Below are 12,131 nucleotides of genomic sequence, written 5' to 3'. Positions count from 1 at the left end.
TGAACCACCTGCTGATAAATCACGCCGTTGCGGATATCGTTCGGATCGAAGTTGTGCGTGAAGTGGTCGATGAAGAAGCGGCTTTCGAGCCACGCGACATAGGCTTGATCGAGCGGCCCGATCGTGTTGTTGTCAAGCGTGTTCAGGCCGTCCGTGAATCGGGTTTGCGCATCCTGATAATTCTTCGGATTCAGATAGCTGACATACTTGGGCCAGGTTTCGGTTTCCAGCTTCAGTATTTGCTCGGGCGTCAGCATGCCCGCCTGTTCGATGTTCCGGCTCATCGCAGCGATATTGCCGGAATGCCGAATCAACGCACCCGGCACGAATGGCCGCAAGACCGCCGCGGCATTCTGCTGATATTCGCTTCGCTCGACCATCGCGCCATTGATGACGGCTTTGCGAATGGCATTGATTGCGCCGACCGTTTCAAATTCCCATTTGAGGTCCGCCTGCTCGGTATATTCCAGTGCCCGCTGGATGGCGAGACCGTTCAGCTCCATCGCGATCCCCACCGGGTCGACCACTCCGACGACTGCGGGACGGTATGGCTGCGCCATACGCTTGGCCCAGGCGCTCATCGGCCCGGCTTCCGGCTTGGCAAAGCGCAACGGCTGGGGTGAAAACGCCCAAGCCGCCGTCATCAGCTTTGCGTTGAGATCATCCGGTTTCGGAAGTGCTACCGCGCCTTTGAGTATCTCCTGAAATAGCGGCGAGATCAGGTCAAGCGCCTGTTTGCTCTTGTCATCGCTCCTGACGGAGCCATCGCCCTTCAGCAACGTCTCCGGTCGCTTGTACGGCGCGGGCAAGAAGCGTTGCAGATACGCGCGTGTTTCATTCCGTAACGTTGCAGCGTCCGCGGCGAATTCAGCGATATGTGGCAGTGTGTCGAATGAGCCCATGTGTTGCAGGCTCGTCCCCTGGATCCAGGCTGCAACGTCGATACATTGCATATGCGCCTCTCGATGCGCCCGCGACCCGTGATCTTTGAGTACCTGCGCAGTCCAGGGTGCCGTGCTAAAGGCGATCCATACCTTTGTCGCGTACCGCGCATCCGCTACCGTAAAGCAGCGGGCAAGATATGGATCGTTCTTGGCTCTGCATGCGGCATTGAAGTTGAGCACATCCACCTTGGGAGGCGCTTCCCGGATGTTGAATTCCCATAGATAGCTCTGCTCGTTGACGACATATCCGCTCCAATGATTGAGCTGCTCGTCGAAAACGTATAGATATCCGGCACGCAACGTGCGCAACGTATAGCGAGCCGAATCGGCCGGCAACTCGATATCGACGACGCCTGCTCCGAACCCCTTTGGCAAAGCGGGAGCATGACCCATGTCGGTTCGCGCTACCGCATAACGAACCGGCAGAATCGGCAAGCCGATCTTGTCGCAAATCGGACAGCGAGGTTGGGTAGGGGAGGATGCCGGTCGAGCTGTAGTCGCCATGGTTGCGGTTATGGTATCGATTAGGATCTTGAAAAAATTGGCCCAACATCAAGCTGATGCGGATGTCAGTCCATTACTTTCGGAGTTCCGAGCAGCACATTCAGCGATACGAGCAGCCCATACCGCTATTCCGATGATCGACCGAATGGTATCTCCAATAGTCATCTCAAAAAATACCTGACATCACTGCGACGTCGGATAGTGCAAACTGATGCGCGCTCCTGTTTTTTGAGATACATATCGCTATCCTGAATACGTCCAGCGACGGCCGATTCACGGCTGCACTTCCGCATCGACGCACTTCGCTCATGCAGCAAGCCGGACAAAGAAAAGCCCCGCAAGTCCGAGAACTTGCGGGGCTTGTTCCGCCAGAAGTGGCGGCAACGGAGGCCGGCAAACCAGATCTCAAGCCGATCCAATCGCATCCAGCGTTTGCTGATGGGCTGAGCGATGGGCTAGAAAATCGATGCCATCCCTATCGCACCACCTACGGGACCACTTGCACCATTCCCTTTCAAGAGCGCGCTAAACCGGTGACGCAACCGACACCGTCTGCCGCAACGCGTTCGTGCAACGCTGCGCGTCGTCGAGGAAGCGGCCGAACGCGTCGCTCGTCAGTTCGTCGTGGGTCAGCCAGCGCTGCTTTTGCACGAGACGCTGGCGATACGCGATGCCTTGCGCATCCGGCTCGGGCGTCACGTCGAGATCGAACCACGGCGAACGCACGCTGCAGGCTGCAAGCGGCTGCTCCGCGCGCACGCCGTCGAGCCGCACCTCGGACCGGCCTTCCTCCTTGTCGCCCAGATACAGGTCGCCGACGTCGCCGTTGCGCCGGTAGTTGACCAGCCGCTCCCACTTGTCACGCCACCCGGCGCCGCCGTTGTACACGTAGCCGCTCGACGTCCGGTCGAGCGCGCGCCGGTCCACGCCGTGCGCGCTGATCCGGTAGCGGCCGAACCCGGCGGCGCTCGTGTCCGGCCGGTCGATCCGGCATTCGACCGGCTCCTTGAACCATGCGTTGCACAGATGCTGATCGACGGCCGTCGCGCCCTGCGCATAGTCGCCGTCCATCAGCGCCCACAGCAGGTTCCCGTCCTTGTCGACGCGCAGGTCGACGCGCGCGCTGCCGTCGTCGCGCACGCTCGCATGGTACGTGCCGTCAAAGATCACCCGCGGCGCCTGCGCAGCGATGCGGTCCTCGTCGACCGCGCCGTCGCGCTCGACGACCAGCGCCCATCGCTCCTGCAGGTCGGGCGGGATGACGCCCGGCAGATAGACGTTGTTGGTCGGGTCGAGCCACCAGGTCTCGCCGTTGACCACCGCGCGCACGATTGCATGATTCGGCGCGGCGAGCCCGGGCACCAGCAGCGGGCCCGCGTCGACGCCGCGGAACACGAACGCGGGCCGCGCGTCGATGCCGCTCGCATTGAGCATGGCCGCCAGCAGCACCGCGAGATCCTTGCAGTCGCCGTAGCCGTTCGCCTCGATCTGCGCGAGATCGAACGGCACGAGGCCGCGCTCGCTCATGCGCCAATCGCCCATGTAGCGATAGTGCGCGCTGATGTGCTTCATCAGCGCGGCGACGCGCTCGGCCTCGGGCTTGCCGCGCGCCGCCGCGACGGCGCCCGCCGCGACGGCGCCCGCCGCGCCGGCGGGCAGCGGCGCGGCGAGAATCGCGTTGTAGCGGGCCGCGAACGGGCCGAAGTGCGCCTGCCGGTCGAGACTGCTGGTCAGCTCGATGCGCGGCACCCGGCGCGCCATCGTGCCGTCCTCGTTGATCAGGTTGACATAGCGCGGCGCCTTCAGCGTGACGACGAGACGATGGTCCTGCCCGGACGTCTCGACGTCGAATCCGTCGAGCTGCTCGCCGCGCCACGCGATCGGCCGGTCGGCGGAAAACGCGGCGCGGTACGCGTCGAGCCGGACGGGCATCGGCCCGAACACCGCGCGCTCGTGGAATTCCGTCGCATGCGGCGTAGCGGCGACGTGCTCGACGAGCGTGTACGTGATGGTGCTGCCGACCCGCAAGCCGGGAAACGCGACCGATGTCTGGCGCTTGCGGTGGAAGCCGGCCTCCGGGTTAGGCGCGGTGCGCGTGTCGATCTGCTTCGACGACAGCGGAACGCGCCGGCCGTCCGGCTGGATCACCGCGGCATCGCGGATCTCGAGACGATCGTTGTCCAGGAAGTCGAAGTCGAGCCGGGACAGCTGCGCGCGCCCGGCCGGGCGCAGGATCGTCAGCTTCTCGTGCGTCGTGCAGTCCTTGCTCGCATCCCGGTTGAACCGGCAGGTCATGTCGGTGCGCCGCGCCACCGGCGCTTCGTCGCTCGGCTGCAGCGCGGCGTTCGATCCGGCGGACGCGATGCACAGCAGCGCGGTAACACCCGCCCTGACGCCGCTACGCACGTGTTTCGATCGGGTTCGGAAGGTCATCGGTTGGATTCCTCAAAATGATCGTGACTGGTTGAAACGCTGTTTTCCTTTCGAACGGACCTGCTGATTTCACATGGGCGTGGCGTTTCCGATTGCATGAATGTCGTCGCCGCTCGCATCGAGGCGGCGAACGAATCGATTCAGGAATGGCATATCAGGCGCGAAAAAGCGCGCCCGGGCGAAACGTCCGAAGTCTTCGGCGCATCGGACGGATGCGCGTCGAGACGGACGCTGACGACATGGCTAAAGAGGGGCGCGCCGCATGACGAGGTCTGCGGGCTTCGTGGCGAGTGTCGCTGTACCGATGGCGATTGCATGCAGACAGATGCAATCACGTTGAATCGCGCTCGCCCGCCTTCAACGAAGCGGGCAAGCGGCGTATTGATTCCGTAGAACTGCTATGGGTATTCGCTTGATCGAACAGGATGAAATTTTAAAACACGACGATCGTATCAAAATGTACTTCCAAGGTCAAATACGACCGTTCGCATTCCGTCCAATCTCCGATCATTCATTTGCATAACATATTAAATAGACCGTCAACTGGTTCGACTCGGCGATCTTGCCCGGTGCCGTGCCCTGAATGCCCGAGCATCAGGGCGAGCCTCTGCGACGAGATGTTGCTGACGCCGCGCTGCGCCGCAAAAACCCGACCCGATTCGCCGGTTGCCATTGCCTACAATCAATGTGTCATACCCACCGGCCTCGCGTGACGGCCGATCGAAGTGCCCCCTTTTTCAGGAGATCGCCATGAATGCGGAAACCAGCAGCAATGTCCGTGCCTTCGTGCAGACCGCGGAGCATGCGGGCGCGTTCGTCTGGGTCATCGCGCTCGTCGATTTCGACGCGCAGCACCTGAAGCGCGCACTCGTGTCGGACGAAACGTTCGGCACGGCCGCCGCCGCGCGGGACGCCGGCGAAGCCCGCCTGGCCGGGATGCGGGAGGACCGGTAAGCGCGCACTTGCGTGTGTGGACCCGCGCGGTGTTTCGCACGCGGGCAGACCAAGTCAGGAATACAGGCGAAGGGCCGGAAGAGGAGAACGTCCATGCCCGATACGCAAGCCAGCCCCGGGGCTTCTTCCTCGGTATCCGTCGATGCAGGCAGCTTTCGCGTCGCCCGCCCCGAAAGCGTGAGCGATGTGATCGATCTGGTGCACAAGCACGAGATCCAGATCGTCGACCTGAAATTCACCGATCTGCCGGGACTCTGGCAGCACTTCTCGATTACGCTCCCCGAAGTTCACGAAGGCCTGTTCGAAGCCGGCATCGGTTTCGACGGCTCGTCGATTCGCGGCTTCCAGGAGATCCACGAGTCGGACATGCTGCTGAGGCCGGACCCCGCCACCGCGTTCGTCGATCCGGTGTGCGGCACGCCGACGCTGTCGCTGATCTGCGACGTCGTCGATCCCGTGCTGCGGCAGCCGTACTCGCGCGATCCGCGCCATGTCGCGAAGAAGGCCGAGGCGTATCTGGCGCAAACCGGCATCGCGACGACCTGCTATTTCGGGCCCGAACTCGAATTCTTCATCTTCGACTCGATCCGCTTCGGGCAGGATCAGCACAGCGGCTATTACTACGTCGAATCGGCCGAAGGCGACTGGACCACCGGCCGCGACGAAGGCGCGTACGGCGGTGGCAATCTCGGCTACAAGGCGCGCTACAAGGAAGGGTATTTTCCGGTGCCGCCGCAGGACACGCTGCAGGAGATCCGTTCCGAGATCGCGCTGACGCTGCAGCAGGCCGGCGTGCAGGTCGAGGTGCACCACCACGAAGTGGCGACCGCCGGACAGAACGAGATCGACCTGCGCTTCGCCCCGCTCACGCGGATGGCCGACAACGTGATGATCTACAAGTACATCTGCAAGAACGTCGCGCGCCGGCACGGCAAGGTCGCCACCTTCATGCCGAAGCCGCTCTACGCCGACAACGCAAGCGGCATGCACTGCCACCAGAGCCTGTGGGACGAAGAGCGCAACCTGTTCTACGACGCGGCCGGGTGGGCGCTCACGTCGGACCTGTGCCGCTGGTACATCGGCGGCCTGCTGCAGCACGCGCCCGCGCTGATGGCGTTCTGCGCACCCACGACGAATTCGTACAAGCGGCTGGTGCCCGGCTACGAGGCGCCGGTGAACCTCGCGATGTCGCAGCGCAACCGCTCGGCCGCCGCGCGCATCCCGATGTACTCCGATTCGCCGAACGCGCGGCGCGTCGAGTTCCGCTGCCCTGACCCGTCCGCCAATGCGTACCTCGCGTTCGCGGCGATGCTGATGGCCGGGCTCGACGGCATCGAGAACCGGATCGATCCCGGCGACCCGCTCGACCGGAACATCTACGATCTGCCGCCGGAAGAAGCGCGCAACATCCGGCAAGTGCCGGATTCGCTCGATGCCGCGCTGCGGGCGCTCGAAGCCGACCACGCGTTCCTGCGCAAGGGCGACGTGTTCAGCGACGACGTGATCCGGACCTGGATCGATTACAAGCGCACGCACGAGATCGACCCGGTCCGGCTGCGTCCGCATCCGTGGGAGTTCTATCTGTATTTCGACATCTGAAGCAACGAAGCGGCGGGATCGATGCCGTCGATCCCGCCGGGCTCCCCCCCTTTCAACACGGCCATTTCCATCGCATTACCCCCCTGCCTGCCCCCCCGTCCACCTTCCCGCGTTCTTTGATCCACGACAGAAAGTGCCGTTTAAATTGTTTCAAATTGCTACGCCATCGGGAAGAATTGAATCAACGAATGCACAAATTCAAACACGAAATTCGACGGATTCGGTGTGGGTTTGATCGGCTCGTTTCGCACGCGGGAATCGGGAAAACGGCTCGGTTCCTGAGCGTGTGCAAATTCGATCGTCACGAGCGGTCGAGAACGGAATTGAACAACAAGGCAGGAAGTGCGATGAGAATCTTTGTCGAAAATCTCCAGCCTGAAGTGACGAGAGAAGAGCTTCAGGATTTTCTATTCAAGTACACCGGCAAGCGGTTCACGGACATTCAATTCATCGGCCAATCGGGCCCGCGGCCCGGCGCGCTGATCGACATCGACGGCGCGAACTGGAGCGTACTCGCGGAAATCCGCCGCCGCCTGCACGGCATGTACTGGAAGCGGCGCCGGCTGGCCGTCTGGCTCTTTTCGTTCTGGGACCGCAGCGATGCCGCCGAGGCGCGGCGTCAACGCGAAGCCCGGACGCAACCCGCGGGGAACGCACCGATGACGACGCTCCGCCGATAACGCCCGAAACGGGCACGCTTCTTCGACTTTCCAACCACGCGCGTTCCGCCGGACCGCGCATGCAAGCGGCACAACGTCACACCGCGCCCCGCCATCCGGCGGCAGCGCGATGGCCGCGCGCACGCCGCGATCCTGCGCGAACGCGATCGAGAGGAAACATCATGGCTGAAATTACTCAAAACGAAGACGTCGCGGCGAAACCCGCCGCCGCGCACAAACTACGACTCGGCGCGCTGACCGCGCTCGTGGTCGGTTCGATGATCGGCGGCGGCATCTTTTCGCTGCCGCAGAACATGGCCGCCAACGCGGAGGCCGGCGCGATCCTGATCGGCTGGGCAATCACCGCGATCGGCATGCTCACGCTCGCGTTCGTGTTCCAGACGCTCGCGAACCGCAAGCCGCAGCTCGACGGCGGCGTCTATGCATACGCGCAGGCCGGCTTCGGCGATTACATGGGCTTCTCGTCGGCGTGGGGCTACTGGCTCAGCGCGTGGATCGGCAACGTCGGCTACTTCGTACTGCTGTTCTCGACGCTCGGCTACTTCTTCCCGGTGTTCGGCGAAGGCAACACGCCCGCCGCGATCGCGGGCGCATCGGTGCTGCTGTGGGCCGTTCACTTCCTCGTGCTGCGCGGGATCAAGGAAGCGGCGTTCATCAACCTCGTCACGACCGTCGCGAAGATCGTCCCGCTCGCGCTGTTCATCCTGATCTGCCTGTTCGCGTTCAAGCTCGACGTGTTCCGCACCGACATCTGGGGCCGCGCGCATCCGTCGCTCGGCTCGGTGATGACCCAGGTGCGCAGCATGATGCTCGTCACCGTCTGGGTGTTCATCGGCATCGAAGGCGCGAGCATCTTCTCGGCGCGCGCGGAAAAGCGCAGCGACGTCGGCCGCGCGACCGTGATCGGCTTCGTCGGCGTGCTGCTCGTGCTGGTGCTCGTCAACGTGCTGTCGCTCGGCATCATGACGCAGCCGCAGCTCGCGAAGCTGCAGAACCCGTCGATGGCGGCCGTGCTCGAACACGTCGTCGGCCACTGGGGCGCAATCCTCATCAGCGTCGGGCTCGTGGTGTCGCTCGCCGGCGCGCTGCTGTCCTGGGTGCTGCTCTGCGCGGAAATCCTGTTCTCGGCCGCGAAGGATCACACGATGCCCGCGTTCCTGCGCAAGGAGAACGCGAACCACGTGCCGGCGAACGCGCTCTGGATCACCAACGCGATGGTCCAGGTGTTCCTGCTGATCACGCTGTTCTCGCAAGGCACCTATCTGTCGCTGATCTACCTCGCGACGTCGATGATCCTGATTCCGTACTTCTGGTCGGCCGCTTACGCACTGCTGCTCGCCGTGCGCGGCGAGACCTATGAAAACGACCCGCGCCAGCGCCGCAACGACGGCTTCGTCGCCGCGCTCGCCGTGATCTACGCGGTGTGGCTGCTGTACGCGGGCGGCGTCAAATACCTGCTGCTGTCCGCACTCCTCTACGCGCCGGGCGCGCTGTTCTTCGCGAAGGCGAAGCGCGAGCTCGGCAAGCCGGTCTTCACCGCCACCGAAAAGCTGATCTTCGCGGCGGTGGCCGCCGCCGCCCTCGCCGCGGCCTACGCGCTCCATAGCGGGCTCCTCACCCTTTGATCGATAAGGTAACCAATATGAACAACGCCATTCCTCAAGTCGGTGTCCATTCCGAAGCCGGCAAGCTGCGCAAGGTGCTCGTCTGCTCGCCCGGTCTCGCGCATCAGCGCCTCACGCCGAGCAACTGCGACGACCTGCTGTTCGACGACGTGATGTGGGTGAACCAGGCCAAGCGCGACCACTTCGACTTCGTGTCGAAGATGCGCGAGCGCGGCGTCGAAGTGCTGGAGATGCACAACCTGCTGACCGAGACCGTCAAGAACCCGGCCGCGCTGAAGTGGATCCTCGATCGCAAGCTCACGCCGGACACCGTCGGCATGGGCCTCGTCGCCGAGGTGCGCGCATGGCTCGAAAGCCTCGAGCCGCGCACGCTCGCCGAATTCCTGATCGGCGGCGTCGCGGCGAGCGACATCCCGGGCGCCGAGCGCTCGAAGGTGCTCACGCTGTTCCGCGACTATCTCGGCAAGTCGTCGTTCGTGCTGCCGCCGCTGCCGAACATGATGTTCACGCGCGACACGTCGTGCTGGATCTACGGCGGCGTCACGCTGAACCCGATGCACTGGCCCGCGCGCCGGCAGGAAACGCTGCTCGTCACCGCGATCTACAAGTTCCATCCGGCGTTCGCCGACGCGCAGTTCGACATCTGGTACGGCGACCCCGACCGGGATCACGGGATGGCGACGCTCGAAGGCGGCGACGTGATGCCGATCGGCCGCGGCGTCGTGCTCGTCGGGATGGGCGAGCGCACGTCGCACCAGGCCATCGGCCAGCTCGCGCAATCGCTGTTCGCGAAGGGCGCGGCCGAGCGCGTGATCGTGGCCGGCATGCCGGCCTCGCGCGCGGCGATGCACCTCGATACCGTGTTCAGCTTCTGCGACCGCGATCTCGTGACGATTTTCCCGGAAGTCGTGAACCGGATCGTGCCGTTCACGCTGCGCCCCGGCGACGATGCGCACGGCGGCATCGACATCGTGCGCGAGGACCAGCCGTTCGTCGACGTCGTCGCGCAGGCGCTCGGACTCAACGCGCTGCGCACCGTCGAGACCGGCGGCAACGATTTCGCGGCCGAGCGCGAGCAATGGGACGACGGCAACAACATGGTGTGCGTCGAGCCGGGCGTCGTGATCGGCTACGACCGCAACACGTACACGAACACGCTGCTGCGCAAGGCCGGCATCGAAGTGATCACGATCAGCTCGAGCGAACTCGGCCGCGGCCGCGGCGGCGGCCACTGCATGACCTGCCCGGTCCTGCGCGATCCGATCGACTACTGACTCTGACGCGAGCATCGCGGCGCCCCGGCGCCGCGCCCACCCCGACAACCTGCGGAGAAACCAGATGAGCTTCAACCTGCACAATCGCAATCTGCTGAGCCTGATGCACCACAACACGCGCGAGCTGCGCTACCTGATCGATCTCGCACGCGACCTGAAGCGCGCGAAGTACAGCGGCACCGAGCAGCCGCACCTCGTGCGCAAGAACATCGCGCTCATTTTCGAAAAGACGTCGACCCGCACGCGCTGCGCGTTCGAGGTCGCCGCGTACGACCAGGGCGCGAACGTCACGTACATCGACCCGACGTCGTCGCAGATCGGCCACAAGGAAAGCATGAAGGACACCGCGCGCGTGCTCGGCCGGATGTACGACGCGATCGAGTACCGCGGCTTCAGCCAGGAGATCGTCGAGGAGCTCGCGCAGCATGCGGGCGTGCCCGTGTTCAACGGCCTCACCGACGAATACCACCCGACGCAGATGCTCGCCGACGTGCTGACGATGCGCGAGCACAGCGACAAGCCGCTGCACGACATCAGCTACGCGTATCTCGGCGACGCGCGCAACAACATGGGCAACTCGCTGCTCCTGATCGGCGCGAAGCTCGGGATGGACGTGCGGATCGGCGCGCCGAAGTCGCTGTGGCCGTCCGCCGAGCTCGTCGCGCAGTGCGAGGCGTTCGCGGCCGAAAGCGGCGCGCGGATCACGCTGACCGAGGACCCGCTCGAAGCGGTCAAGGGCGTCGACTTCATCCACACCGACGTGTGGGTGTCGATGGGCGAGCCGGTCGAGGCGTGGGACGAGCGGATCAAGGCGCTGCTGCCGTACCAGGTGAACCGCAAGCTGATCGAATCGACCGGCAATCCGCGCACGCGCTTCATGCACTGCCTGCCCGCGTTCCACAACTGCGAGACGAAGGTCGGCAAGCAGATCGCCGAGCGCTATCCGCATCTGAAGGACGGCATCGAAGTCACCGACGAGGTGTTCGAATCCCCGCGCTGCATCGCGTTCGAGCAGGCGGAAAACCGCATGCACACGATCAAGGCGGTCCTCGTGTCGACGCTCGGCGACATCTGACGCGTCCACGCGTCCGGCGTGCCACGGCGCGCCGGGCGCACCTACAAGGAGAAACACGATGCGTATCGTCATCGCATTGGGCGGCAATGCGCTCCTGCAGCGCAATCAGCCGATGACCGAGACCCAGCAGCGCGAGAACGTGAAGATCGCGGTCGCGCAGATCGCGCAGATCGCGCCCGGCAACGAGCTCGTGATCGCGCACGGCAACGGGCCGCAGGTCGGCCTGCTCGCGCTGCAGGGCGCGGCCTACACCGCGGTCGCCCCCTACCCGCTCGACGTGCTCGGCGCGCAGACGGAAGGAATGATCGGCTACCTGATCGAACAGGAAATGGGCAACCTGCTGCCGTCCGACGTACCGTTCGCGACGCTGCTCACGCAGGTCGAGGTCGATCCGGCCGATCCGGCGTTCGACCATCCGACCAAGCCGATCGGCCCCGTCTACGTGCGCGAAGAGGCCGAACGGCTCGCGCACGAGAAGGGCTGGAGCATCGCACCGGACGGCGACAAGTTCCGCCGCGTGGTGCCGAGCCCGCGGCCGCGGCGCATCTTCGAGATCCGGCCGATCAAGTGGCTGCTCGAGAAAGGCTCGATCGTGATCTGCGCGGGCGGCGGCGGCATTCCGACGCGCTACGACGCGAACGGCAAGCTCGCGGGCGTCGAGGCGGTGATCGACAAGGATCTGTGCGCGGCGCTGCTCGGGCGCGAACTGCACGCGGACCTGCTCGTGATCGCGACCGACGTCGACGGCGCATACATCGACTGGGGCAAGCAGACGCAGGCGCTGATCGAGGCCGCGCATCCGGATGCGCTCGAGCGGCTCGGCTTCGCCGCCGGCTCGATGGGGCCGAAGGTCCAGGCGGCGATCGAGTTCGCGCGCGAGACCGGGCGGGACGCCGTGATCGGCTCGCTCGCGGACATCGTCGCGATCGCCGAAGGCCGTGCCGGCACGCGCATCAGCACGAAGATCGACGGAATCCGCTATCGCAAGCCGCAATGACGGCGGCTTGACGAACACCCGGCCGGCGGCGGCATGCGCCGGCCGA

The 12,131-nt window shown here is 64.5% G+C and carries 9 protein-coding genes; 7 read left to right on the top strand and 2 right to left on the bottom strand.

The features are described 5' to 3' along the window. Together HWX31_RS22210 and HWX31_RS22205 are read right to left on the bottom strand one after the other, a co-directional pair. On the bottom strand, positions 1–1,379 hold a 1,379-nt coding region (locus tag HWX31_RS22210; RefSeq protein ID WP_279613154.1), incomplete at its 3' end, for a T6SS effector BTH_I2691 family protein. A gap of 594 nt (positions 1,380–1,973) precedes the next feature. Then, the gene (locus tag HWX31_RS22205) at positions 1,974–3,881 is read right to left on the bottom strand and encodes a DUF3857 domain-containing transglutaminase family protein (protein ID WP_174965871.1); all 1,908 of its coding nucleotides are present in this window, start codon (positions 3,879–3,881) and stop codon (positions 1,974–1,976) included. A gap of 750 nt (positions 3,882–4,631) precedes the next feature. Between HWX31_RS22205 and HWX31_RS22200 the strand changes: the two genes are divergently transcribed. The 7 genes from HWX31_RS22200 to arcC all read left to right on the top strand — a co-directional run bounded on the left by HWX31_RS22200 (position 4,632) and on the right by arcC (position 12,085). Beyond that, entirely contained in the window at positions 4,632–4,835 is a 204-nt protein-coding gene (locus tag HWX31_RS22200) for a hypothetical protein (RefSeq protein ID WP_059609761.1), read from the top strand. Between the two features lie 93 nt (positions 4,836–4,928). After that, positions 4,929–6,434 carry a type I glutamate--ammonia ligase gene (glnA, locus tag HWX31_RS22195; RefSeq protein WP_174965870.1) on the top strand — a complete coding sequence of 502 codons (1,506 nt, stop codon included), beginning with the start codon at positions 4,929–4,931 and terminating at the stop codon, positions 6,432–6,434. 347 nt (positions 6,435–6,781) lie between these two features. Then, positions 6,782–7,114, top strand: coding sequence for an RNA-binding protein (locus HWX31_RS22190; protein ID WP_174965874.1), 333 nt, complete (start codon positions 6,782–6,784; stop codon positions 7,112–7,114). 161 nt (positions 7,115–7,275) lie between these two features. Continuing rightward, positions 7,276–8,739, top strand: coding sequence for an arginine-ornithine antiporter (gene arcD / locus HWX31_RS22185; protein WP_059659774.1), 1,464 nt, complete (start codon positions 7,276–7,278; stop codon positions 8,737–8,739). A gap of 17 nt (positions 8,740–8,756) precedes the next feature. Next, positions 8,757–10,013 carry an arginine deiminase gene (arcA, locus tag HWX31_RS22180; RefSeq protein WP_059609765.1) on the top strand — a complete coding sequence of 419 codons (1,257 nt, stop codon included), beginning with the start codon at positions 8,757–8,759 and terminating at the stop codon, positions 10,011–10,013. A 64-nt stretch (positions 10,014–10,077) separates the two neighbouring features. Next, the gene (locus tag HWX31_RS22175) at positions 10,078–11,088 is read left to right on the top strand and encodes an ornithine carbamoyltransferase (protein ID WP_059609766.1); all 1,011 of its coding nucleotides are present in this window, start codon (positions 10,078–10,080) and stop codon (positions 11,086–11,088) included. Positions 11,089–11,146: 58 nt separating this feature from the next. Further along, on the top strand, positions 11,147–12,085 hold the full coding sequence (gene arcC / locus HWX31_RS22170; protein ID WP_174965869.1) for a carbamate kinase: 939 nt from the start codon (positions 11,147–11,149) through the stop codon (positions 12,083–12,085). Positions 12,086–12,131: the final 46 nt, after the last annotated feature.

Origin of the sequence: Burkholderia ubonensis (assembly GCF_902833085.1) — a bacterium.
Taxonomy (GTDB): domain Bacteria; phylum Pseudomonadota; class Gammaproteobacteria; order Burkholderiales; family Burkholderiaceae; genus Burkholderia; species Burkholderia ubonensis.
This window is presented reverse-complemented; position numbering and strand designations above follow the sequence as displayed.